At 64.0% G+C, this 24,379-nt stretch carries 24 protein-coding genes and 1 tRNA gene; 18 read left to right on the top strand and 7 right to left on the bottom strand.

Annotated elements, in window-relative coordinates:
• Positions 1–15: 15 nt before the first annotated feature.
• Together purN and J0M27_RS19525 are read right to left on the bottom strand one after the other, a co-directional pair.
• Positions 16–651 (bottom strand): phosphoribosylglycinamide formyltransferase, encoded by a 636-nt coding sequence (gene purN, locus J0M27_RS19530; protein ID WP_294995799.1) that lies wholly within the window; start codon positions 649–651, stop codon positions 16–18.
• A gap of 16 nt (positions 652–667) precedes the next feature.
• Complete coding sequence (locus J0M27_RS19525; RefSeq protein ID WP_294995796.1) at positions 668–1,324, bottom strand: DedA family protein; 657 nt, start codon at positions 1,322–1,324, stop codon at positions 668–670.
• A gap of 57 nt (positions 1,325–1,381) precedes the next feature.
• Here J0M27_RS19525 and mutL point away from each other — a divergent pair, with 57 nt between their 5' ends.
• The gene (gene mutL, locus J0M27_RS19520) at positions 1,382–3,160 is read left to right on the top strand and encodes a DNA mismatch repair endonuclease MutL (protein WP_294995793.1); all 1,779 of its coding nucleotides are present in this window, start codon (positions 1,382–1,384) and stop codon (positions 3,158–3,160) included.
• Positions 3,160–4,092, top strand: coding sequence for a tRNA (adenosine(37)-N6)-dimethylallyltransferase MiaA (gene miaA / locus J0M27_RS19515; RefSeq protein WP_294995790.1), 933 nt, complete (start codon positions 3,160–3,162; stop codon positions 4,090–4,092). Before mutL ends, miaA begins: the two co-directional genes overlap by 1 nt.
• Positions 4,093–4,141: 49 nt before the next feature.
• Here miaA and purM read toward each other — a convergent pair whose 3' ends face one another.
• Entirely contained in the window at positions 4,142–5,188 is a 1,047-nt protein-coding gene (gene purM / locus J0M27_RS19510; RefSeq protein ID WP_294995787.1) for a phosphoribosylformylglycinamidine cyclo-ligase, read from the bottom strand.
• A 96-nt stretch (positions 5,189–5,284) separates the two neighbouring features.
• Here purM and J0M27_RS19505 point away from each other — a divergent pair, with 96 nt between their 5' ends.
• The 9 genes from J0M27_RS19505 (at position 5,285) to J0M27_RS19465 (ending at position 15,337) form a co-directional block, all read left to right on the top strand.
• Complete coding sequence (locus J0M27_RS19505) at positions 5,285–6,379, top strand: AI-2E family transporter (protein WP_294995784.1); 1,095 nt, start codon at positions 5,285–5,287, stop codon at positions 6,377–6,379.
• Positions 6,380–7,075 carry a DnaA regulatory inactivator Hda gene (hda, locus tag J0M27_RS19500; RefSeq protein ID WP_294995781.1) on the top strand — a complete coding sequence of 232 codons (696 nt, stop codon included), beginning with the start codon at positions 6,380–6,382 and terminating at the stop codon, positions 7,073–7,075.
• The gene (locus J0M27_RS19495; RefSeq protein ID WP_294995778.1) at positions 7,072–7,737 is read left to right on the top strand and encodes an HAD family hydrolase; all 666 of its coding nucleotides are present in this window, start codon (positions 7,072–7,074) and stop codon (positions 7,735–7,737) included. The genes hda and J0M27_RS19495 overlap by 4 nt, the downstream gene beginning before the upstream one ends.
• Before the next feature lie 102 nt (positions 7,738–7,839).
• Positions 7,840–7,932 (top strand) — tRNA-Ser (locus J0M27_RS19490).
• A 410-nt stretch (positions 7,933–8,342) separates the two neighbouring features.
• Positions 8,343–8,729: a ProQ/FinO family protein gene (locus tag J0M27_RS19485; RefSeq protein ID WP_294995775.1), complete on the top strand. Its 387-nt coding sequence runs from the start codon at positions 8,343–8,345 to the stop codon at positions 8,727–8,729.
• A gap of 82 nt (positions 8,730–8,811) precedes the next feature.
• Positions 8,812–13,380, top strand: a complete 4,569-nt coding sequence (locus tag J0M27_RS19480) for a toll/interleukin-1 receptor domain-containing protein (RefSeq protein ID WP_294995772.1) — start codon at positions 8,812–8,814, stop codon at positions 13,378–13,380.
• Between the two features lie 215 nt (positions 13,381–13,595).
• Positions 13,596–13,817 (top strand): hypothetical protein, encoded by a 222-nt coding sequence (locus tag J0M27_RS19475; RefSeq protein ID WP_294995769.1) that lies wholly within the window; start codon positions 13,596–13,598, stop codon positions 13,815–13,817.
• Positions 13,810–14,418 carry a hypothetical protein gene (locus J0M27_RS19470; protein WP_294995766.1) on the top strand — a complete coding sequence of 203 codons (609 nt, stop codon included), beginning with the start codon at positions 13,810–13,812 and terminating at the stop codon, positions 14,416–14,418. Before J0M27_RS19475 ends, J0M27_RS19470 begins: the two co-directional genes overlap by 8 nt.
• A gap of 196 nt (positions 14,419–14,614) precedes the next feature.
• Positions 14,615–15,337, top strand: coding sequence for a DUF2726 domain-containing protein (locus J0M27_RS19465; RefSeq protein WP_294995763.1), 723 nt, complete (start codon positions 14,615–14,617; stop codon positions 15,335–15,337).
• A 20-nt stretch (positions 15,338–15,357) separates the two neighbouring features.
• On the opposite strand, the gene J0M27_RS19460 is transcribed toward J0M27_RS19465, so the two are convergent.
• From J0M27_RS19460 to J0M27_RS19445, 4 genes are all read right to left on the bottom strand, one after another.
• Positions 15,358–15,576, bottom strand: coding sequence for a hypothetical protein (locus J0M27_RS19460; RefSeq protein ID WP_294995760.1), 219 nt, complete (start codon positions 15,574–15,576; stop codon positions 15,358–15,360).
• Between the two features lie 67 nt (positions 15,577–15,643).
• Positions 15,644–16,357, bottom strand: coding sequence for a DUF4400 domain-containing protein (locus J0M27_RS19455; protein WP_294995757.1), 714 nt, complete (start codon positions 16,355–16,357; stop codon positions 15,644–15,646).
• 11 nt (positions 16,358–16,368) lie between these two features.
• Positions 16,369–18,336 carry a type IV conjugative transfer system coupling protein TraD gene (traD, locus tag J0M27_RS19450; protein ID WP_294995754.1) on the bottom strand — a complete coding sequence of 656 codons (1,968 nt, stop codon included), beginning with the start codon at positions 18,334–18,336 and terminating at the stop codon, positions 16,369–16,371.
• Positions 18,337–18,340: 4 nt separating this feature from the next.
• On the bottom strand, positions 18,341–19,609 hold the full coding sequence (locus J0M27_RS19445) for a helicase/relaxase domain-containing protein (protein ID WP_294995751.1): 1,269 nt from the start codon (positions 19,607–19,609) through the stop codon (positions 18,341–18,343).
• A gap of 280 nt (positions 19,610–19,889) precedes the next feature.
• On the opposite strand from J0M27_RS19445, the gene J0M27_RS19440 reads away from it, so the two are divergent.
• The 7 genes from J0M27_RS19440 to J0M27_RS19410 form a co-directional block, all read left to right on the top strand.
• Positions 19,890–20,375, top strand: coding sequence for a lytic transglycosylase domain-containing protein (locus tag J0M27_RS19440; RefSeq protein WP_294995748.1), 486 nt, complete (start codon positions 19,890–19,892; stop codon positions 20,373–20,375).
• 83 nt (positions 20,376–20,458) lie between these two features.
• A complete protein-coding gene (traA, locus tag J0M27_RS19435) occupies positions 20,459–20,758 on the top strand; it encodes a TraA family conjugative transfer protein (protein WP_294995745.1) in 300 nt (99 codons plus the stop codon).
• Between the two features lie 13 nt (positions 20,759–20,771).
• Positions 20,772–21,062, top strand: a complete 291-nt coding sequence (traL, locus tag J0M27_RS19430; RefSeq protein ID WP_291555801.1) for a type IV conjugative transfer system protein TraL — start codon at positions 20,772–20,774, stop codon at positions 21,060–21,062.
• The gene (traE, locus tag J0M27_RS19425; RefSeq protein WP_294995741.1) at positions 21,059–21,682 is read left to right on the top strand and encodes a type IV conjugative transfer system protein TraE; all 624 of its coding nucleotides are present in this window, start codon (positions 21,059–21,061) and stop codon (positions 21,680–21,682) included. The genes traL and traE overlap by 4 nt, the downstream gene beginning before the upstream one ends.
• Positions 21,615–22,343 (top strand): type-F conjugative transfer system secretin TraK, encoded by a 729-nt coding sequence (locus tag J0M27_RS19420; protein ID WP_294995738.1) that lies wholly within the window; start codon positions 21,615–21,617, stop codon positions 22,341–22,343. Before traE ends, J0M27_RS19420 begins: the two co-directional genes overlap by 68 nt.
• The gene (locus J0M27_RS19415) at positions 22,336–23,733 is read left to right on the top strand and encodes a TrbI/VirB10 family protein (protein WP_294995735.1); all 1,398 of its coding nucleotides are present in this window, start codon (positions 22,336–22,338) and stop codon (positions 23,731–23,733) included. Before J0M27_RS19420 ends, J0M27_RS19415 begins: the two co-directional genes overlap by 8 nt.
• The coding region (locus J0M27_RS19410) for a DsbC family protein (RefSeq protein ID WP_294995732.1) at positions 23,720–24,379 on the top strand (660 nt) is incomplete at its 3' end. The genes J0M27_RS19415 and J0M27_RS19410, both read left to right, overlap by 14 nt.

Below are 24,379 nucleotides of genomic sequence, written 5' to 3'. Positions count from 1 at the left end.
GGGCGGCGGCCGCGCTCAGCCGACGCGCGGCGCGTGCAGCGCGCCGGCCACCGGCACCTCGCCGGCAAGGCGAGCCCGTCCATCGACCAGTTGCAGCCGGCCTTCGAGGAACCAGCGCGCGACGCGCGGGTAGAGCAGGTGCTCCTCGGCCAGCACGCGCCGGGCCAGGCTGGCCTCGTCATCGTCAGCCTGCACCGGCACCGCGGCCTGGGCGACGATGGGGCCGCCGTCGAGCGCCGGGGTCACGAAATGCACGCTGCAGCCGTGCAGCCGTACCCCGGCAGCGAGCGCCTGGGCATGCGTTCTGACGCCGGGGAAGGCCGGCAGCAGGGATGGGTGGATGTTCAGCGTGCGGCCCTCGAAGCGACGCACGAAGGCATCCCCCAGGATGCGCATGAAGCCGGCCAGCAGCACCAGGTCCGGCGCATGGCGCTCGATCTCGGCGGCGAGCGCGGCATCGAATTCCTCGCGCGCGGCAAAGTCGCGGTGGTCGATCACCGCCGTCAAGATCCCGCGCGTCGCCGCGCCCGCCAAGCCGGCCGCATCGGGGCGGTTGCTGATCACCGCCGCGCAGGTTCCGGGCAAGCCCGCGTCGAGCAGCGACTCCATGTTGCTGCCGCGACCGGAAATCAGGATGACATAGCGCTTCATGGCAGCACGCGCAGGATCAGGACGTGCGTGGCGCCAGGCGATGGCGCAGCCAGGCAAGGAACAGCGGCAGCAGCGAGAGGCCGATGGTGCCGAAGATGATCAGCGACAGGTTGGACTTGACCCAGGAAATGTTGCCAAACCAGTAACCGGCCAGGCACAGCGAAAACACCCAGAGGATGGCGCCGGCCAGGTCGAAGGCGAAATAGCGCGGGTAGCTCATGTTGCCGACGCCGGCGACGAAGGGTGCGAAGGTGCGCACGAAGGGCATGAAGCGCGCCACCAGCATGGTCTTGCCGCCGTGCTTCTCGTAGTAGTCGTGCGTCAGGTCGAAGGCCTTGCGGTTGAAGTAGCGCGAGGTTTCGCCCCAGGCCAGGATGCGCCTGCCGGCCCAGCGCCCGATCCAGTAATTGGTGTTGTCGCCCAGTATCGCCGCAGAAAGCAGGACCGCGATCACGATTTCGATCTGGAACGCGCCGCCGCTAGTCGCCGCCAGCGCACCCGCGACGAATAGCAGCGAATCGCCGGGCAGGAAGGGCGTGACGACGAGGCCGGTTTCGCAGAAGACGATGAGGAACAGGATCGCGTAGATCCAGGTGCCGTACTGCGCCAACAGCGCGGCCAGGTACTTGTCCACGTGCAGGATGACGTCGATGAATTGGGCGAGGATTTCCACGGAGCAGCGGTCAGCACGGAAAGGCGCGATTTTACCGGAAGCTATAATCCGACCCCCATGGGAATCATCAAGCCGCTGCCGGACTTACTGATCAGCCAGATCGCAGCCGGCGAGGTGGTGGAACGCCCGGCCTCGGTGCTCAAGGAGCTGCTGGAGAATTGCCTCGACGCCGGCGCCACGCGCATCGACGTGCAGCTGGAAGAAGGCGGCGTGCGCCTGATCCGCGTCGCCGACGATGGCGGCGGCATCGCCCCCGACGACCTGCCGCTGGCCCTGGCGCGCCACGCCACAAGCAAGATCGCCAGCCTCGACGACCTGGAACGCGTCGGCAGCTACGGCTTTCGCGGCGAGGCGCTGGCATCCATCGCCTCCGTCGCGCGGGTCACGATTTCGAGCCGTCATCCGTCGCAGGCGCACGCCTTCCGCCTGCGCAGCGATGCGGACAGCGTCGAACCGGCGGCTCTGGCCGGCGGCACGGTGATCGAGGTCGCCGACCTTTACTTCAACACCCCGGCGCGGCGCAAGTTCCTCAAGACCGAAGCCACCGAATTCGCGCACTGCGACGAAGTGCTGCGGCGCATGGCGCTGGCGCGCCCCGATGTCGCCTTTAGCCTGAGCCATAACAAAGCCGCGAAACGCCGTCTCGCCAGCGCCGACTTTCCGCACCGTGCCCGCGAAATCATCGGCGAGGATTTCTTTCCCCAAGCGCGCCCGCTGGACGCCGTCGCCGGGCCGCTGCGCCTGTCCGGCCTTGCCGCGCTGCCGGCCTATTCGCGCGCCGGGCGCGACGAACAGTACTTTTTCGTCAACGGCCGCTTCGTCCGCGACAAGCTGCTGACCCATGCCGCACGGCAGGCCTGGGCCGACATCCTGCACGGCGCGCGCCATCCGGCCTACGTGCTGTTCCTCGAACTCGACCCGGCCGGCGTCGATGTGAACGTGCATCCGGCCAAGACCGAGGTGCGCTTCCGCGATGCGCGCGGCATCCACCAGTTCATCTTCCACGCCCTGCAGCGCACCCTGGCCACGCCGCTGGCCGCCGCTGGCAGTGAGGAAGCGGCGGCGCCCCGCTTCGTCCCTGCCGCCTATCCGCAGGCGCACCAGGGCAGCCTCGGCGTCGGCGAACCGGCGACGCGCGCCTACCTGGAGTTCGCCCGTGCCGCCTTCGCCGACGACGCGAACCCCGTGTCGCCGGCGACCAAAGGAAGTCCCAGTGGGGCGCCAACTATTACTCCGACCGAGGATGCAGCCGCACCCCTGCTCGGCTACGCCATCGCCCAATTGCATGGCGTCTACATCCTGGCGCAGAACGCCGCCGGCCTGGTGCTGGTGGACATGCACGCAGCCCACGAACGCATCCTCTACGAAAAGCTCAAGACCGGCCTCGACGCCGGGCCGCCGGCGACGCAGGCGCTGCTGGTGCCGCTGCTGCTCGCCGCCAGCGCGACCGAGCTGGCCATCGTCGAGGAACAGGGCGAAACGCTCGCCGCGCTGGGCTTCGACATGGCCGCCGCCGGCCCGCGCGAAATCGCCGTGCGCCGCCTGCCGGCGCTGCTCGCCGGCGGCAACGTCAACGAACTGGTGCGCTCGCTGCTGCGCGACCTCGCCGAGCATCCCGCCAGCCGCGTCATCGAGGCGCGGCGCAACGAACTGCTGGCGACCATGGCCTGCCACGGCGCTGTGCGCGCCCACCGCACGCTGGGCCAGATGGAAATGAACGCGCTGCTGCGCCAGATGGAAGCCACCGAGCGCGCCGACCAATGCAACCACGGCCGCCCGACCTGGGTTCAGCTTTCCATGGCGGAGCTGGACAGACTGTTCATGCGCGGGCGCTGATGGCGCTGCCGCCGGCCATCCTGCTCGTGGGACCAACGGCCAGCGGCAAGACCGCGCTGGCCTTCGAACTGGCGACGCGCTTTCCCTGCGACATCGTCAGCGTCGATTCGGCGCAGGTGTTCCGCGACATGAACGTCGGCACCGCGAAACCCGACGCGGCGACGCTGGCGCGCTTCCCGCACCGCCTGATCGACCTGATCACGCCCGAGCAACGCTACTCGGCGGCGCAGTTTCGCGCCGACGCCCTGCGCGAGATGGCAAGCATCGCCGCCGCCGGACGCATCCCGCTGCTGGTCGGCGGCACCATGCTCTACGTGAAGGCCTTGCGCGAGGGGCTCGCCGACCTGCCGCAAGCCGACGCCGCATTGCGCGCCGCGATCGACGCCGAAGCCGCCGCGCGCGGCTGGCCCGCGCTGCATGCGGAGCTGGCGACGCTCGACCCGGAAACCGCGGCGCGGCTCAAGCCCACCGATGCCCAGCGCATCCAGCGCGCGCTGGAAGTGCTGCGCCTTTCCGGCCGCAGCCTGGGCAGCTTCTTCGCCGAACAGGCGGCCAGCCTGCCGCCCTTCCGCCTGCTGAACCTGGCGCTGGTGCCCGAGGACCGCAGCCTGCTGCACCGGCGCATCGAACAGCGCTTCGACGCCATGCTCAATGCCGGCCTGGTCGAGGAAGTCCTGCTGCTGCGCGAGAAGTACCGGCTCGATGCGGACCTGCCCTCGATGCGCTGCGTCGGCTATCGCCAGGTCTGGGACATGCTGGAGGGAACCCTGCCGCGCGCCGAGCTGCGCGATCGCGGCGTCTTCGCCACGCGCCAGTTCGCCAAGCGGCAACTGACCTGGCTGCGCTCGATGGACGCCCTGACGGTGGTCGACCCGCTCGCCGCAGACGCCTCGGCGCGCGTCCTGGCCGCCGTCGAACGGCACCTGGCCTGAGAGTCGGCGCCGGCGGTACGGCGATCGCCGTGCCGCCAGCGCCGACTTTTCAGGCGACGATGGTCTGTGCGCGGCCTTGGCGTTCCTCGATCAGGCCGATGTGGTGCACCTGCTCGCCGGCCGCCGCCAGCAGTTGCATGGCGACGCCGGCGTCGGCCTTGGCGACGATCACCACCATGCCGATGCCGCAGTTGAAAACGCGATGCATCTCGGCGTCGGCGACCTGGCCTTCCTTCTGCAGCCACTGGAACAGCGGCGGCAGCGTCCAGTTGGCGCGATCGATGACGGCGGTCAGGTGCTCGGGCAGCACGCGCGGGATGTTCTCGGTGAGGCCGCCGCCCGTGATGTGCGCCATGCCCTTCACCGGCAGCGCCTGGATCAGCGCCAGCAGTGATTTGACATAGATGCGCGTCGGCGCCATCACCGCGTCGGCCAGTGCCACGCCGCCGATATCCAGTTCCAGGCTGGGCGCGGCGCGCTCGATGATCTTGCGGATCAGCGAATACCCGTTGGAATGCGCGCCGGACGAGGCCAGGCCCAGCACCACGTCGCCGGCATGAATGGCTCGACCGTCGATGATCTGCGACTTTTCCACGGCGCCCACGGCGAAGCCGGCGAGGTCGTATTCGCCGTCCGGGTACATGCTGGGCATTTCGGCGGTTTCGCCGCCGATCAATGCGCAGCCAGCCAGTTCGCAGCCGCGCGCGATGCCTTCGACCACGGTGGCGGCGGTATTCACGTCGAGCCGGCCGCAGGCAAAGTAGTCGAGGAAGAACAGCGGCTCGGCGCCCTGCACCAGGATGTCATTGACGCTCATCGCCACCAGGTCCTGCCCGACGGTGTCGTGGCGGCGCCACTGGAAGGCCAGCTTGAGCTTGGTGCCGACGCCGTCGGTGCCGGAGACCAGCACCGGCTCGCGGTACTTCTTCGAAATCTCGAACAGCGCGCCGAAGCCGCCGATGCCGGCCAGCACTTCGGGGCGCATGGTGCGCCTGGCCGCCGGCTTGATGCGTTCGACCAGCGCGTCGCCGGCATCGATATCGACACCGGCATCGCGGTAGGTGAGCGGTGATGAAGAAGTACTCGAAGCAGTCAAGATGAAGTCCTTGGATTCGCGGGCCGAAAACACGGCTGGGGCGCGGATGCCGGCCGGATGGGCGATAATCGCCGCTCCCGAACACGGCCGAAGCACATGATTTTACCGGAATTGCCCCCATCGTCCGCCGAACCGCACAGCCATCGCCTGCAGGCCGCCCTGTGGATTGCGGCCGGGCTGGCGGTCCTCGCGCTACTGTATGCGCTGTCGCCGATCCTGACGCCCTTCCTGCTGGCGGGCATACTCGCCTACGTCTGCAACCCCGTCACCGATCGCCTCGCCGGCTTGGGCCTGCCACGCATGCTGGCGGTGGTGCTGGTGTTGCTCGCGCTGGCCGCGCTGAGCGCCGGGCTGGTCCTGATCGTGCTGCCGCTGCTCTACGAGGAGGCCACCGTGCTGGCCGCACGCACGCCGGAGGCGATGGCGCTGGCCAACGAGAAACTGCTGCCCTGGCTGCGGCAGAATTTCGGCATCCGGCTCAAGCTCGACGCCGCCTCGCTGCAAAAACTCGCTGCCGGCAACTGGGACACCGTACAAGTGATCCTCGAACGCCTCTACAGCTCGCTCAAGATCGGCGGCGTCGCACTGGTCGGCGTGCTGGTGAACCTGCTCCTGACGCCGGTGGTGATGTTCTACCTGCTGCTCGACTGGCACGGCATGCTGGCCCGTTTCAGCGGCATCGTGCCGCGCCCCTGGCACGACAAGCTCCGGCACATCGCCGCCGACATCGACGCCGTGCTCTCGCAATACCTGCGCGGCCAGATACTGGTGATGGCCATCCTCGCCGCCTACTACTGCGTCGCGCTGTGGCTGGCGGACATTCCATCGGCATTCTCGATCGGCGTCGTCACCGGCCTGCTGATCTTCATTCCCTACCTCGGCTATGCCACCGGCCTGATCCTGGCCCTGCTGGTCGCCGCGTTGCAATTCGCCGGCTGGGGGCCGATCGTCGCCGTGCTGGTCGTGTATGGCATCGGCCAGGTGCTGGAAAGCTTCGTGCTGACGCCCTTCCTGGTCGGCGAGCGCATCGGCCTGCATCCGCTGGCGGTGATCTTCGCCCTGATGGCCTTCGGCCAATTGTTCGGCTTCGTCGGCGTGCTCGCCGCGCTGCCGGCCTCGGCCGCCCTGCTGGTGGGCCTGCGCGAAGTGCGCGGCCTGTACCTGGCCAGCCGCTTCTACCGGGGGGGCTGAATGGGTACAACGCAGCGCCAGATGCTCCTCGACCTGAAGCCGGAACAGGTGCCGAGCCTGGACAACTTCGTCGCCGGCGCCAATGTCGAGCTGGTCGAACGCCTGCGCGGCCTCGCCGACGCGCGCAGCTTCGAGGCGATCTACCTGTGGGGCGGCCAGGGCTGCGGCAAGAGCCACCTGCTCACGGCCACCGCCGAAAGCGCCCGCGCCCTGCGCCCGGTGGTCCGCCTTGCCGGTGCCGAGGCCGGCGCCGAACTGCAACTGGCGCCGGGCTGCCTGCTGGTGATCGACGACGTCGGCCAGCTCGGCGTCGAGGCCACGGTCGCCCTCTTCCGCGCCTTCAACGCGGCGCGCTTCATCGGCCTCGCCATGCTGCTGTCCGGCGACGAACCGCCCTTGCGACTGGCGCTGCGCGAAGACCTGCGCACCCGCATCGGCCAGACCCTGATCTACGAAATCCATGCCCTTTCCGACGAGGAAAAGGCCGCCGCCCTGCGCCGCCACGCCATCGAACGCGGCATGTTGATGGACCCTAGCGTGGTGCATTACCTGCTGCGCCACGGCCGCCGCGACCTGCCTTCGCTGATGGCCATGCTCGGCAGTCTGGACCGCGCCTCGCTGGAACAGAAGCGCCCGCCCACGCTGCCGCTGTTGCGCGAACTGATGCAAACCTCTTTCGACCTGGAAAAAGAATGAAACTCGCCCTGTTCGACCTCGACAACACCCTGCTCAACGGCGATTCGGATTTCGAGTGGGCGCAATTCCTGATCGGCAAGGGCGTGCTCGACCGAGAAGTTCATGAAGCGCGCAACCTCGAATTCTTCGAGCAGTACAAGGCCGGCACGCTCGACATCCATGCCTTCCTCGATTTCCAGCTGGCGCCGCTGGCACGCCACGCGCGCGCCGAGCTCGACGCCTGGCACGCCGAATTCCTCGCCACGCGCATCCGGCCGCTGATCGCGCCGGCCGCCCGCGCGCTGGTGCAAGGCCACGCCGAAGCTGGCGACCTGCTGGCCATCGTCACCGCCACCAACAGCTTCGTCACCGGCCCCATCGCCCGCGAGTTCGGCATCCCGCACCTGATCGCCACCATCCCGGCGCAGGATAATGGCCGCTTCACCGGAAAACCGCGCGGCCTGCCCTCCTTCCGCGAAGGCAAGATCGCACGCGTCGAGGCCTGGCTCGAGTCGCTCGGCATGTGGCTCGGCGGCTTCGAGCAGAGCTGGTTCTACAGCGATTCCCTGAACGACCTGCCGCTGCTGGAAAAGGTCACCCATCCCGTCGCAGTCGATGCCGACCCGACGCTGGCCAGCGTCGCCGACCAGCGCGACTGGCTGCGCATCAGCCTGCGCCGCTGACACCAGCGCGATCCGCGGCGCGATAGGGCCGCCCGCCGCGGGCGAATCGGGTATACTCCGCCCCCTGCTGACGGCCGTGGAATTTACGACATCGCCGTTTCCGGAGACGTGGCCGAGTGGTCGAAGGCACACCCCTGCTAAGGGTGCATCTGGGCAAAACCTGGATCCAGGGTTCGAATCCCTGCGTCTCCGCCAGTTACAACATTTAAGCCCATGATTATGTGGGCTTTTTTGTTTTTATAGCATTCTAAACTATCAATTTGACTATCAATACATGGATCGGTTGCCAAGTCGCCACCGCATCACCAGCGCCGACTTTCGAGCTACTGATGTCGCCCAATCCTAGGTCGCACCTACAAAATTACTGTCGCTTAGAAAGCCGCTTCGCTAACGGGTGCTGCCGGTACGGGCGTTTTCAACCTTTGCCAACACATACATAGTGGCCAGGAGCCGAAATTGAGGTTCTCAAGCTCGCTGCCGCAAAGGAACCGTTCAAATACGGGTGCCAGGAGGCTGCCGGTGGTCATGGGAAGCTTTCGAGATAGACACCAGGCGGCTCTCGCGTGCAAAGGAAAACCAACGATCCGTCACGCATAATTCACCCTATGCCTGACCTCCCCCAGCCGCGCGATCCGGTCCTCGCGCAATTGATCGCCGCATATTCCGTATTTCGCGGCGCACAGCCTCTCGCCATAGGGATTCACAAAGCCATCTTGGTGGTGCACCCGGAGATTGACAGGAATGCCTTGCGCAAGACGCTCCAGCGCCATACCGCATCTACCAAATACCTCAAATCTGTCGCATCAAGCAGTACCCGTTTCGGCCTTGACGGCCAACCCGCCGGCGACATCACCCCGGAACAGCAACAGCAGGCCAACCAAGCTCTTAAGGACCGCTTTCGGAAACTGGCAGAACAGCGTCGGAAGTCGCTGAAAGCCCAAGAGCATCAAGCCAAACTGAAACAGTTAGTCGATAAGTTCAAGCAGCGATAATGACGAAGCCGAATCTAAAAAATATCGTGGAACTTACCTGCCTTCGGCAATTCGTCCAGTCAGCGCTGTTGCTGGCGCTAGCATGATGAGCACGTCCAACCAAGTATTCATCGGCTACCGCCGCGATGATGGTGGCCATGCAGGAAGGCTCTACGACCGCCTAGCCGAGACCTTCTCCGTCGATGCGGTATTCATCGACCGGGAAGACCTCACGCCCGGCCAGCCTTACCGGCAGGACCTTGCCGAAGCCGTTCACCGAGCGCGAATATGCCTTGTGGTGATAGGTCAGCACTGGTTCTCAGACCGCAACCGACTCAGGTTATTCGAGGAACACGACGTCACCCGCAACGAAATCCGCATCGCACTCGAGTGCTTCGAGGCCGGTGGAGGTTACGACCTGATTCCCATCCTGACCGGCGGCGCCGGCATGCCATCAGTAGATATGCTGCCGCCTGAGTTGGCCGGTTTGGCCGACATTCAGGCACTTCGGATGCGTGATGGCGCGGAGGAATATCGCGAAGACTTCGGCACCCTGATCGGGTTGATAAATGCCCGCTGCCCTGGCCTGCGTGCCCAGCGGCAGAATACGTGGGTGCGCGAAGGGCTGATGTCACCCGATCAATCCATTGTCCGCTTCAGTCAGGATATCGCCGTGAGGGCGCCAGCAAGGAAGCCCATCAAACGGCTTGCCGCCCTATCCGCACTCGACGCATGGTGGAACACCTGGGCGGATCACCACCAAGCCTTCGTCTTACTCGGCGAGGAAGGCGACGGAAAGAGTTGGGCTACGGCGGACTGGCTGGCCGGAAAGTTGGCGATGAGCGATTTTTCCGTGCCAATTGTGTTCGCGCCTGCTCTACGCATGACAAGCCCCACTGTTACGGAAATTCTCACTGCCTGCCTGGAACAATCCCTGCCAACCCCGTCTGAAAGCTGGCCAAGGCACCTACGTGATTTGGCCGATCAGACCCCGAGCAAAGCGCCTCTTTTCCTGCTGGTGGTCGATGCTCTCAATGAGCGCGCCTACCTTGACTGGCGAGAGCTCTTCGACACCATTCGTGCCTCACCCTGGCGAGAACACGTGGCCTTGCTGGCCCTGTGTCGCAGCCCCTACTGGGAACACGTCAGGGTCCCCGATGATGGCCTGATCACGCCCTGGACACTTCCACCCTTCAACGAAGAAGAACTGGATCAGGCTCTTGCGCAGCGCGGTAGTACGCGCGGGCAGTTCGATGCCGAAGTGCTGCACTTGATGGCGCGTCCTCGATATTTCGACTTGGCCTTCCGACTTCAAAACGAAGTGAAAAGTGGTGGCCTCACTATCGAACGTTTGATATATGAAGACTGGCGCGACATGACGGGCCGCAAGCGGCAGCAGAGTTGCAGCGCCGATGAGTTCCATGCGCTGATTGCTGACCTTGCCAAGCTATACGAAGCCCGTCGCTTTGCAATTCCTGAATTTGCCCAGCAAGCGCAAGGCATCACAAACGATCTGGTTGCCTTGCGCGAGGAACTTGTTAGCGTCCGCATCCTTGATATTCATAATGGGAAACTGACTATCGCGCCACGTTATCTTCCCCTCGGACTTGGGCTGGTACTGGCTGCCGAGGTGGAAGAGAGCGGCGAGGTTGATCCAGTAGCGCTGGGCGAAATCATTGCCAATCGGATGGGCTCGTACCGGGAAGCGGACTTGCAAGTACGCATCTGCGGAATGGCGCTATTCCATGCGCTCAACACCAGGGACTATTCCGAAGCCGGCTGTCTGGCCTTGCTGCGAGCCTGGATTGAAGGCCGCAATCTGGATGACAACGACCTGGAGAAAGTCGCAGCCTATCTGCCGTTACGTCCCAAGACTTATCTACGCATGGCGGAATTTATCTGGGGCGAAGCCAACAACCGTGAAGCTCAAGACGCCTTCATGGTCGGTTTTCTACGCCACAGGGAACTGCTAGACGTGAGAAATGAACTCTCGCCGGCCTTCACGCGCTGGCTAGGATTTGTCTATCCGTGGGGCTTTCGGGCCCACTACGAAAAGAATGAGGAAAAACTCGCTGAAGCGCGTCAAGGAGTGGAACTGCGCCTGGGGCGAGCGGCCACACCGGGTCCTGCGACGCTACTCGGGGTAGAGCTTGAAGTCGTGAGCGATGTCGGTCTTTTGCGCCTTGCACAAGTGGCGCTGGCCGTCATCTCCCACGACCACGCGAAGGGCTATGCAAATGCCATTCTCACGGGCCTTGTCGCAAGCACGGTGATGGACGGCAGTCACTCAGAATTCGCATGGCTGCTGCATACCTGTTGCACCGAAACCCGGGAAGCTCTGTTGCGTGCAGTCAAGAGCTTGCTCGCCGTCGACAAGCCGACCGCCTATCTGGTCGCAAGAAAGTTGCTCGCTTGCACCGGCAATGAAGAAGCGCGGGCGTTGCTGAAGACCATCCCCTCCGAATTCTGCTTCGTTCATCCTTACACGAAAATGCGTGAGGACAATCCCTGCGATTCGCACCTCTGGTCGTGGGATGAAGACAACTATCTGGATTGTCTGGAACGAACCAGCGGCCACCCCAGCTTTATCGCTCGCCAGCTGAAGGACATCGCTCTCAACCCGGACATCGATTTCCCGTCGGTCCATCGTCCCCGGCTTGACGAAGCCGGAAATGGACTCGACTTGACCCGAATCGGTCGCTCAATGGGAACAAGTGTCGAGCAGCATCATTTTGACGAAATGGAACCCGCTCTGTGTGCCTTCGCAGCCGGTCGCTACCAGAATCTGATGCGTACCCTCGCTCGCAACATGGCCACGCGAGAAGGCTTGGCGCGGAGACAACTGGCATGGCATCTTCTTGAACACTTTCCTGTTTTTGACGACGAAGAAAGGGAAATTGTTCTCGCTGCATGGCGCTCAACTCTCCTTCTTCACGACGAGCACGACAAGATCGCGCAGTTTGCATTGTTTCCGGCGGTGGTGTTCGATCTACCTTCATGGGAACAATTTCAGCGATTGAGGGAGCGTGGCGATGCAAACGGATACATCACCAAACATGCTCCTTGCTTCCTCCCCCTCTCCCCCGAGCACGAACCAGAAATTCTGGCCACCCTAAAGGCGGTCGATCCTTTAGCACAGCAGCGGATCTACAACCTGCTGTGGTATCTGTCCAACGCGTTGAGCTGCCCCAACAACGAAGTACGGAAATACCTCCTCGCCGGTTTCGGACAATTCGACACGGTGGCTCGTGGTTGCTGCCTGGAAATATTCGTTAACACGGGCGATGCAAATGCCGCACAACAAGTCATTGCAGCTGGCTGGCGCGCCCGAACTGGTCGGGATCACTTTCTGGAGAACTCCTGGGGCTGCATTCTTCTATCCGAGTTTGGCACGGACCTGTCGTTCGGCGAACTTACCGACAGAATCAGCCCAGAATGGTTGGGATATGCGGTAAAGAAGCGGGGATACCGAACCGAAGAAGTCGTGGCTTATGGCAGCTTGCTGGATGCCGTGTGGCGCCGTATTGGCGCAAGAACACTGCCACCGGAAGTTGAATCGCTCAGCCGCTATGTCGTACTTGAGGTCAACCCCGGGAACGAACGGCTGGCCGACACGCTTTCGACAGCGGAATCCGGTCCAGGCACAATCCGTTTCGCCAACAACACTTGGGGCGGCAGCGCAGGAACATGTTCAATCGAAGACCTAATGCGCAGCACCGACCACGAGGCTCAAATCGAAAAGCACAACGCGCTTAGCGAGCAAGTCGCGACGTTGGCCGACGACGAACACGACAACGGCAACCCATGGTTTGACTACGCTTTCCGAGACGGTGGGCTGGCCGAGGTTCTTGCACGAGATGATACGCTGTGGCGATCATGGATAGAGCCCGTCCTGCGCGATGATCGACGTGCCTGGCAGCTACTGGCGCTGTGCCGCGGCTTCTATGAGAAGCTCTGCGCCGCACTCCTATCTCACGCACCAGAACATGGATTTGCCCTTTTCCAGGCAATACGCTCGCGTTCGACAATCCGCATCACGGATGCGCGCCTGGATTTGCCTGTGCTGCTCATGGACGCCTTCACGGCACCGGCATCGCCTGAGGTAGATCAAATATTGCGCGAACATATCGACAGCGGTACGACTGATCTGGACTTGTTCGAGAGTGTCCTGCTCTGCCAGTTCGGCGGTAGAGCAGACTGGATGCGACACTTGGCCAGTGAGTGGCTGATAACCGATCACGACTACAACCGATCCCGCGGGATCGCCCTCCTAGGTTATTCCAACGAGGATGCGGACGGTGTCCTCCTGACCAACTGGATCGCGGAACATGCCGACTGCTGGGTGCGCGACGTAGCGGAGAACGCGCTGCTGAATCATCGACGAAATGTCTGGGCTCGCTGCTGGTTTGGTCGCTTCTTGTCTCGGAACGACCGAACCGAAAGTTGGGCCGCCTTTCGTTTGTTCCTGCGCTGTGTAGATCGCCGTTTCTGGCTATGGATCGATGGTAGCGGACTGAAAGGCGCCGAGCCATGGAAGCGCGATGCAGTGACAATCAACATTGGCACCATCGAGTCATCTATCGCAAAGAACGAGAAGGAACGAAAGGACAGTTTCCTTGGCCAGAAAGTAAAGGACAAAGAATTGTGGCCATGGATGGAGCAATACCGGTGATACAAACGGCGTGACTTGCCTCTCTTTTCCCCTGAGCGGTGCACTCATGCGCAACCTGACTGATGACGCTACGAATACTGTGCAGGAGTTTCGCCGAATTGATCAAGCTCACACACGACTAGATACACACCGCGAATAAAGCGTAAAATTTGCGTTCTTTCCCAACAATTCAGGCACCACGCCATCACGTAGAGTTGATCGACATGGAGGTTTTCATGAAAACCGCGACCAAAGCACCAGCTAAGAAAGCAACGGGCAAATCCAGCAAAGTTGCGATGCACAGCGTTGGGAATCCGTTGGCCGCGAACGCCCTTCTCGCAGACATGCAAGCGCATCGCCGACAGGTGACTGCGACGCCCGATACCGCGCGGGACTTCCTGACGCGCGTAGGTGTCTTGACCCCCAGCGGCAAGCTTAAACAACTGATCCGTGCCTAGACCCTGGGCACTTTATCAGCGCCACGCCTCTTTCGTGCTGGGATTTCACGGCACGGAGCGTGCCGTCGTAGATCACGTAGTAAGCCGCAAGACCGGTCACCTAAAGAAATCAGAAGGACGTTTTGAGTGGCTGGGTCATGGCATCTATTTCTGGGAAAATGATCCGCAACGCGGTCTGGAATGGGCTGATCACGGTAACACCAAGCGCAAGATCGAGCATCCAGACGTGGTGGGCGCAATCATCGACTTGGGCCTGTGTCTCGACCTGACCACCCGCATCGGCCTCGATGAAGTTGCCGAAGCCTTTGCGACCTTGCGCGACTCCTACGCTACCGCAGGCTTGGAACTACCCAAGAACACTGGCGGCGACGACAATGTTCGGCGCGAACTCGACTGCCAGGTGATTCAAGCGGTGCACGCCTACCGGCAGGAACGCAATATGCCCGACTACGACTCGGTGCGTGCCCCATTTCTCGAAGACCGCCGCGTGTATCCCGGCGCAGAGTTCCGCGTGGGCAACCATATCCAGATTTGCATCGTCAAACCGGAAAACTGCATCAAGGGCTATTTCCGTCCCATCACTGACGCGCCGACAACGTAATCCCAGTCCACAACCGCATATTCGTCGGTCCGCCTGTCGGCATACATAGGTCGTTCTGTAGTTCATCAAGTCGGCTGGCAATCCCGGCAGCTCGTCGGCCAGCACATATGCGGTGCCACACATCTTTCCAACGTCATTAATTTGAGATAGCCTGCTGCGCTAATTGGAGTTTCTGACTTTCAAGCAAGGGGTCTCAATGGTCTGGATTGCTGTGGCGGTAGTAGTTCTTGCATTGGCAGTCTTCGCTGTATCGCGACTTCGGGCTGAGAGTGGCGTACCGGCCGCGCTTCTGCCCTATTCAAAAGCGCCAGCCTTGTTCACGCCGGCAGAGCGATCATTCTTTGGTGTCCTTGCACAAGCCGCAGGAAAGGATTTCCAAGTCTTTGGCAAAGTGCGAGTAGCAGATGTCTTGAACGTCAATGGCGGGCTGAAACCGTCAATTCGTAACGGTGCTTTCAATCGCATCAGCGCCAAACACTTTGACTTTGTACTATGTTCTCCGACCGACCTATCCGTCCTTTGCGTCATCGAGCTCAACGACGCATCGCATTTCCAGAAGAAGCGACAGGATCGAGATGATTTCCTTGAGGCCGCTTGCAAGGCAGCGCGACTGCCGCTCGTCGTCTTCCCGGTTCAAGCTGCATACTCCCCGACAGAATTGACCAAACAAATCTCTGAGGCGCTGACGATCAAGGACATTGCTCCTTCCGATCGGGTCGCGATGGTAAGCAGACCGCAAGTACAGGCGCAACAAGACGAACCCTCAGCAATAGGCGGAAGTGAAGAACAGACGACGCCGGTGTGCCCGAAGTGTTCCGGTCCCATGATCAAGCGAACGGCTAAGGGCGGAGAGAATGCCGGAAAAGAATTCTGGGGGTGTTCGCAGTTTCCAAAATGTCGTGGCGTATTAACTGCGTAGGGTCGATCGTTCCGCTTACCTTATTTCAACGCGTCCGCCAGATCCTTATCCGTCACCTTCCCTGACTGATGCAGCCATAACAGGATCGCCAATGGCTTCGGAATATTCCGACCGGATTCGTAGCGCGACCCACCCGACTGCGTCACGCCGTAACGCTTCCAGAAGTCCTTCTGATTGAGATTCATCTTCTGCCGGGTAACTGCAATATCAGAAAAATCCAGCTTCTTCTTCCGAGCCATGGTCAGCTCCTTCGATGTAATTGATGAAGACGATATGCTAACGCAATGTAGCCTCGGACGACAATGCTCACAGATGTTTCTTGTAACAGGCCCACTGCAGTCGCGCCAGTAAGCTCGTAAGCAACGCGACCGGCACCCCTACCAGGCGTGGATCGATCGATACCGGCTGAATCAGAACCAGCACCCCGCCCATCCCCAGAAGCATGACCTGCAAATGCTTGGCACGGTGATAAAGACTCGCTGATTCCCGCCCGCCGCAGGCCCGGCGTATCGCACGCTGTGTCAATCCATCAGCCGCTGCAACCAGATACGCCAGCACGAGCAGTGGCGCCATCATCCCCAGCGTCGCCAGCCGAACACCAAGCAGTTGCGTGCCGATCATTGTCACTTCTATGGCCTCGCGGTTGGCCAGATAGGTATTGCGCACGATCGTGTCCGGAATCGAAAGCGCCGTTCCCTGCGCAAACCGCAACCCCATGTCGTGGATCCCCGTCACCCCAAACACCAGCCCATACAGAAAGTTCGCCGTTCCAGTCACGACGCTCGGCACCTCGCCCTGCCACTCGGCGAGTTCGAGCGTGCGGGCAAGGTCGGCAGCCAGGATGCCTTTCAATCGGCCGACACCCTCCGGCCAGACCTTGAACACGAAGGTCCAGTCAACTATCCAGGTCACAACGAGGATCCCCACCAAGCCCAGCAGCAACATGAAGCCGAGCTTCAGCGGTGCCAGCAGTGCCCCGGCAACTACGCCCTCGTTAAACGATGCATTCCTGGAAGCCAAACTCTTCCCCTCTACGGCGCCGGGTTCGACCGGCCTTCCATGCGGCCCCGCACCTCGCTGCCGATCGCTTCGAGGCTGGCAGGCATCAGCGGATCATGGCTCGCATCCGGCAACGGCATGCGGATCTTGTGCAATTGCCCGCCATGAATCAGCGCAAAGGCCTGTCCCTTGGGCAATTGCACCAGGTCGCTCGGCGCCAGCATCGGAGCACTCTCCGTTGTGATGCGATCCTCATTGCGACTGGCGAAGTCCGCAAAATCCCCCGGATCATTGGTATCCGAGACCGAGGACGACACAATCGTCGACACGATGCGAACCTCCGGCAACTGGCTGGTCAAGAGCTCCGCCGTCGCCACCTCCTTGACCCGCAGCATGATCAACGTATTGAAGTTGCCGGCGATCTGCCCCGCCTTGGCCTGCGACCCGATGCGCGCTTCCACGTCCGACCAGGTCTGGGTGTAAGCCGTCACCTGGAAACCCGCCCCACCTGCCTTGTTGAGCAGCGGGATGAACTCGTCGCCGATCAGTTCATTGAACTCGTCAGCATGGATCGCAATGCGGCGCGGCGGCGTTTCGCCCGGAAGCCCCCTCCCCGTGCCGAACTTGTAGATGCTTCCCGCCACGCTGGTGAGATCCGCGAACATCGAATTGCCCACGGCAGCGGCCACCTCGTAGTCGGACAGGGAATCCAGCCCGATATAGACGATGCCACCCAGGTTGATCACGGAAGCCCAGTCGAACACCGGTCGCCAGTCGCCGGCATCATCCAGATCCGGCGATAGGAGCGCCGCCGTGCGCCCGGTGGTGAGTTTCTCCATCAGGGGCAGGAGCGACGCCACCAGCTTGTCGAAGTAGCTCTTTTCGTAGTTGAGCGTCGAAGCCAGCGCGTTGGCGATGGGGTCGTAGAGCTTCTTGCGCCGCGCGTATTCGACCAGGGTCACCGCACGAAACCCTCTCGACTGTAGCCCCTTGTCGAGGCTCTTCTTGTCGATTGCCATCGATTCGACCTCTTCGCGCCAGCCGGCGGCGCCCGGCTCACTGTCCAGCCAGTGCTCGAAGTAGTCAATCAGGAGCGGCTCGACGTTCGAGGCATAGCGATTGATCTGCTCGTAATCGGGCTTGCGCCCGAGCGCGACCAGTGCCCGGGCCATGACGTTCACGAAGCGCCAGACGAACTCCTTGAACGCCGCCGACTGACCCTCGGACGGAAGCTGCCCCGCAATGCGTGTGGCCACCTCGGTGATGCGCGAGAAGCTGCCCACCGGGTTGTAGCGTGCCGAAACCTCCGGATGTCCCAAGTGGAACATGAAGAACTCGTTTTGCCGTCCCGCGCGCTTCGCTTCGGCATAGACGCGGCGCAGCAGATCGATGTCGCCCTTGGGGTCGAACACGATGACCACCTCGCCGCGCCGGATGTCCTGCGTCAGGAGCACTTCCGCGAGCCGGGTCTTGCCGACGCGGGTGGTGCCGAGAACCAGGGTGTGGCCGACTCGGTCGCTGATGTCCATCCAGATGTCGGACTCTTCGGGCTCGACGCCGTGGATGGCGGGGTCGCCGCCGACGGCGGAGTGCTCCGGCGGCAGGTCACGCAGGAACTCTGTGGTCCTGCCAATCAGTCCGGGCTTCAGCAGGTCCTGCTTTTCGGGAAGGCGGGCTTCGTGCAGGCGCTGGGTGTGGCGCTGATCCCACTTGAAACCCCGGCCCAGAAACAAGCGCTCGGCCGACCACGGGATATCTTCGGATGCCACGACATAGCGGCGCTGGCGCCGCAGGTTGGCGCGGTACCGCAGGATTCTGAGCCCCGCAATGCAACGCCAGGCGGCGTGACAAATCAGGACGCCAGCTAACCCCAAAGCCAGCTCTCGCGTCAGCAGGAAGGCCGATGGCTTCGTCATCACGACAGCGGCGGCGAGTGCGGAAACAGCCGCCGCACGCAATTCGTAGGCGGGCCGCAGCAGGGATTCGAGCGGGTAGGCCATGGGCTTACGCTTCTCCTTCCTTGGCGGGCAGGTGGACCAGCAGCGGATTGATGGCAGGCACCGGGTGGATGAAGCGTTCCGGGTTCGGGATCACGACGCCCGAGAGTTGTGACACGGCGCGCTCTCCGCGCATCACCTGGTAGCTCAGGATATTGACGCCCTTCCCGGCCCGCCGATGCCAGCCTGCGCGCAGGAACTGGCGCTGGATCGATTTGCCGATATCCGGGTCGCCGACAGCGGAAGCCGGACCGTTACTGTCGTCGCCGAAACGCGTGGCGAACTCACGGAAAATGCGGGGCGATACCAGAAGCATGCCCTCGGGGACGAAATGCACGAGCGCTCCGGCCACGTTGACCGGAAGCGTGCCATCGGCGAGTCCTTGCTGCAGCCAGGCCATGAAGCGATGCGCCGTATCTGGTGCTTGCACCAATCCGCAATCCGCCATCTTGAATTTCGGCGATGGCGGCGAGGCTGGTTCCGTCTGACCGTCGTCGACAGCTTCGAGGTATTCCGTTTCCTCGACTGGAAGTGCCGGCGGGTCCGTTGCCACTGTCGGATTCGAAGCGGCGGCGGAGCCTTCGACGTCGCCTTCGGCTTTCACGCCCAGCGGACTAGGGGCCGGCACAGCCACCTGCACTTTGGGATCGCCTCGACCACTCGGACGAAGATCTCGGCTCGGCGATTGACCGGCGGCTCGCCGTACCAGATCACTGATCGCTCCAGTCGGCGCCGAGTCGTCTCCCGAGAGGAATGTAACAAGCTCGCGCATCAACGCGGGGTCCGCCGCCAGCCATTCGAGAACCAGGGGCGGTACGAAGCGATTCAGCAATTGCTCCGCAAGCCCCTCGTGCCGGGTGTCGTGCAGCAAGGCGGCGACAAACACCGCGTAGGTCCAGCGATGCGCCTGCGCGCCGATCACCTCTGGCGCTGCCCCTCGCGGCAGGATCTGGCCGCGACGGAAATCGAGCGCGCGACTGCCGACCTGCAGGGCGTGCGTGAAACGAGCACTGGTAGCCGCCTCCGGCCGTGATTCCGTCGCCGGCAGCCGGTACACGAACGCCGCATAGCCCTCGATGACCGGACGCACCACCGGCTCGAACACCTCCCTGGGGAAACCCATCTTGATCTGGATGAGGTCGACCAGGGCCTCGTCCTGCAAGCACTGAGGCGTGTTCGCCGGCAGTGGCCTGCGCAGAATCGAAGAACCGGTTCGCGCGAACGCGCTTGCCGGTTCCGATCGACCCTCACGCCGCATTACCCACTTGATCATCATCGACCGAGTATTGCCGGTCCGTTTCGGGACATCTGCGGCAATTGAGGCCTCGATGAGGCCCCCAAAACCCCTTGACGCGCGCCAGCAATTCGCTCACCCACGCAAACACCCCGGTTTGGCAGGCTGTTTCGTGAACCGTCACCCGATGTCAAGCGGATTGGAGGCCTCATCGAGGCCCCGATTCAGGCTCAGTTGCCCGTCCTCCCTGCTTACGATGCGCTCCACCTTTTGCGCAGCGGCATTCCCGCCAGGCGCGCAGACATCAGACCAGGAGAACAGCATGCAAAGACCATGGAGGCGAGCCTTAGCGGTGCGACTGAGCATCCATCTCGCCTTTGGTGCCGCCCTCCCCGCGCAGGCCTGCTGGGTCGATGCCGCACAGCGCTACCAGGTCAGCAGCGCCCTGCTCTACGCCATCGCCCGCACCGAATCCGGCCTCAACCCGCTGGCCATCGGCCGCAACGGCAATGGCTCGCGCGACATCGGGCTGATGCAGATCAATTCCGCCTGGCTGCCGACGCTGGCGTCTCATGGCATCAATGAGCGCGATCTGTTCGAGCCCTGCACCAACATCCATGTCGGTGCCTGGATTCTTGCCGGGAATGTCTCCCGCCTCGGCTACACCTGGGACGCCGTCGGCGCCTACAACGCCACCCGCCCTGCCTTGCGCCGTGCCTATGCCGACAAGGTGCGCCGCCACCTGCCTGCCGCTATCCCCGCCTCTGCACCCCCGGCGCGAAGAATGACTTTCGCATCGCTGCGCTAGCCGGCCCTGCCTCGATCACGAATGAGTTTCTGCCCCATGAAGTCCCGCCGTTTCACCCAACCCAACCATTGGAGATCCAAGCCATGAGCAAGACCCGCAGCACTGCCACTATTGCCACCGCACTCGCCCTCGTCCTGACCCTCGCCGCCGGCTCCGCCCTGGCGGGCACCACCGGTACCGAGTTCCAGACGATGTACACGACCCTGCTCAACTGGGCGACCGGCTTCCTGGGCAAGTCGATCGCGATTGCCGCCTTCATCCTCGGTGCCGGCATCGGCATCGCGCGCTCCTCGCCGATCCCGGCGCTCGCCGGCGTCGTCTTCGCGCTCTTCATGGTCTACGTGCCGACCATCATCGACTCGATCATGACCGCCGTGATCTGACGGGGTTTGTGCCGTGATCGACGCGTCCCTCGACATCCCCCGCCGTCTCAATGACCCGCCGCGCATGTTCTGGTGGGACATCGACGTGGCCCTGCTGGTGCTGGGGGCCGCGCTGGCAGGCATGGTCGCGGGCTTCTTCGTGAGCGGCTGCGCGGTCGGCCTGCTGCTCGCCTCGGCCTACGGTCGCGCGAAGGCGGGCAAGCACCCCGCCTTCGCGCTGCACCTGCTGTACTGGCACCTGCCGGCCTTCATGACGGGCCTGAAGCGCACCCCGCCTTCCTACCTGCGCGAGCTGGCCGGATGAAGCTCGACTGGCTGCGCGCCGACATCGCCAGCGCGCGCCGCGCGAGCGCCCTGCTCGTGCTGCTGCTCGCCGGCTCGATGCTCGCCAACGTGACGCTGGCGGCCTTCGCGATGCACATGGCCGGCCGCGAGCGCGTGGTGGTGGTGCCGCCCAGCATCAGCAAGACCTTCTGGGTCGAGTCCGAACGCGTGAGCGCAGAGTACCTCGAACAGATGGCCTATTTCCTCCTGCAACTCACGCTGAACGTCACGCCGCAGAGCATCGACCACCAGTCCCGGGTGCTGCTCCAGTACGCCGCGCCGGCCTCCTACGGGGAGCTGCGCAGCGTGCTGGCCACCGCCGCCGAGCGCGTCAAGCGCGACGGCGCCTCCACCGTGTTCAGCGCCCAGGACCTCGCCGTCGACGAGCGCACCCAGCGTGTCGGCGTGCGCGGCCTGCTCACCACATTCATCAGCGACCGCCGCGTGTCCGAGGTCTCGAAGGGCTACGCCATCGAGCTGCAGTACGCCGGCGGCCGGATCTTTCTGAAGGCGTTCCGGGAGACCAGTCCCAATGACCCGCTCGAAATCCAAGCTCAGTCCCAGCTTCGCCTGGCTCCTGCTGCTGGCACTGGCCGCTAGCCAGCCCGCCCTGGCGCTGCAGGTCGTCGATGCGCGCGACGGCGAGACCGTGCTCGCCAAGGTCTCGCGCAAGGAGGTGACGCGCATCTCCGTCGATCGTGGCCGCATCCGCAAGGTGACGGGCAACGCCGGCGAATTCGTTCTGGAGAAGGACGACGAGAAGGGCCAGGTCTTCATCCGGCCGCTCTCCCCGGACAGCACCAAGCCCATCAACCTCTTCGTCAGCACGGAGCGCTCGACGATCGGGCTGCTGCTGCAGCCGGTGGACACCCCGAGCGACGCCATCGTGATCCGCGAGGCCCGCGACGCCGTGACCGGGCCCGCACGCATCGAGCGCAGCGGCCGCCACGTGCGCACGATGAAGAACCTCCTGCTCGCGATGGCCGAGGACGCGCTGCCCGACGACATGGAGGTGCGCGAGCCTGGGCGCGAACTGACGCTGTGGCCCGGCGCGAGGCTCACGTTGCAGCACCAGTGGCTGGGCAGCGGCGTGGTCGGCGAGAAGTTCATGCTCGTCAACACCGGCGCGTCCGCGCTCGAACTCGCCGAGCGCGATCTCTTCAAGCGCGGCGTGATGGCCGTGAGCGTCGAGCAGGCGGCCCTGCGTCCGGGCGAGACCACGCAGCTGTTCGTGATCCGGGAGCGCCGCGCCGATGACTGATCCCGTCCTGCCACCGGGCATGTCGCCGACCGGCGCGTCTCATCCATCGGGCCAAGGGTCCCCGTCGACCCCGGGGGAGCCAACGGCTGCGGCCATCAAGCGCCGTCAGGTCCTGCTGCTTGCCGGCATCGCCGGCACGATCGTGGCCGGCACGCTGCTATCGGTCTCTCTGACCGGCACGAAAGGCAACGAGGCGCAGCCCGCGAAGCCGCAGTCGACGAACATCCTCGCGCCGGGTGCGCAGGTCGATCCTCGCGACGCGTGGCGTGGCCAGGCCGATGCGCAGCTGAAGGCGATCGAGCAGCGCTCGCGCGACCTCGCGCAGCGCAATGCCGAGCTCGAAGGCCAGGGCAAGGAAATGCTCGAGCGCCTGAAGAAGCTCGAAGGCAGCGGACTGACGCCGCTGCCGCCTCCGCCGGTCACCGCCCCGGCGGCACGGCCGAGTTTCGGGCCGGATCGCCCGGGGAGCGCGCTTCCGGACTCCGGCCTGCAGCGCTACCCACCGCCACCGATGCCACAAGGTGGCGTGCAGGGCGCCGGCCTGCCACCGCCGCCCGGCGGCGTTCCGAGCATGCCGACGCCAACGGGGATCGTCAGCATCGTGCTGGGGGACGTCGCACCGGGCAAGGGCGCCAAGCCGACCGCGGACGCGGCAGCGACCAGCTCCACCACTCGCGACACGCGCCGCTATCTGCCCAGCGGCGCCTTCACCCGGGCGGTCCTTCTCGGCGGCCTGGACGCGCCCACCGGCGGCCAGGCGCAGCGCAATCCTCAGCCGGTGCTGCTGCGCCTCGCCGACAACGCGATCCTGCCCAACCAGTTCCGCGCCCGCGTGAAGGAGTGCTTCATCGTCGGCGCCGGCTATGGCGACGTGAGCTCCGAGCGCGCCTACATCCGCACCGAGTCGCTGTCGTGCGTCACCCGCGACGGCACGGCCATCGACGTGCCGGTGAAGGGCTACGTGGCCGGCGAGGACGGCAAGGCCGGCATGCGCGGACGCCTGGTCTCCAAGCAGGGACAGATCCTCGCCAACGCCCTGCTCGCCGGCGTGGCCAGCGGCATCGGTCATGCCTTCACGCAGAGCGCCACCACGCTGTCGGTCTCGCCGCTGGGCACCACCAGCTCCGTCGACCCCGGCAAGCAACTCGAAGCGGGTCTGGGCACCGGCGTGGGCAAGGCCCTGGACCGGCTCGCCCAGTACTACATCAGCCTCGCCGAGAAGGTCTTCCCGGTGATCGAAGTCGACGCGGGCCGCAGCGTCGACGTGGTCCTCACGCAGGGCGTCGCCCTGCCCGGGACGCTGGACGCCGCCGGCACCGATCCCGACAACCTCGCGCAACTCGCCGAGCGCGCCCGCACCCTCCGGAGGAACGACGATGAAGACGACTGACGCGCGCCTCGCGCTGCGCGCTCTCGCTGCCAAGGCCACGTTGGCCGCGGCGCTGACCACCTGCCTGACCGTCACGGCATGGGCGCAGCCCAGCCAACCGCCACCCACGCCGGAGGTGACCAGCCTGTCCGGACGCCTGCAGGCGCTCTACCCGTCGACTCGCTTCGGCGAGATCCGTCCGACGCCGTGGCCGGGTGTCTTCGAAGTGGCGATGGGCGCCAACCTCGCCTACGTCGACGTGAGCGGCCAATACTTCCTGTTCGGCCACCTGTACGACATGAAGGCGCAGCGCGACCTCACCGCCGAGCGCAAGGACACGCTGGCCCGCATCGAGTTCGGCGCGCTGCCGCTGGCCGATGCCATCAAGGACGTGCGCGGCCGCGGTTCCCGTGCGCTCGCGATCTTCAGCGATCCGGACTGCCCGCACTGCCGCCGGCTGGAAGCCGAGCTGAAGGGCCTGTCCGACGTGACGATCCACACCTTCCTGATGCCGATCGCCTCGCTGCACCCGCAGGCGCGCGCGAAGGCCATCGCTGTCTGGTGCGCGAAGGATCGCCTCGGCGCCTGGCAGGCGCTGATGACCCGCGACCAAGTGCCGTCCAGCGCGGACTGCGCACACCCGGTCGATCGCAATGTCGCGCTGGCC

It is taken from the genome of Sulfuritalea sp. (assembly GCF_017302275.1).
Classification (GTDB): domain Bacteria; phylum Pseudomonadota; class Gammaproteobacteria; order Burkholderiales; family Rhodocyclaceae; genus Sulfuritalea.
Note: the sequence above shows the minus strand (reverse complement) of the source record. Positions and strands in the feature narration are given on the sequence as shown.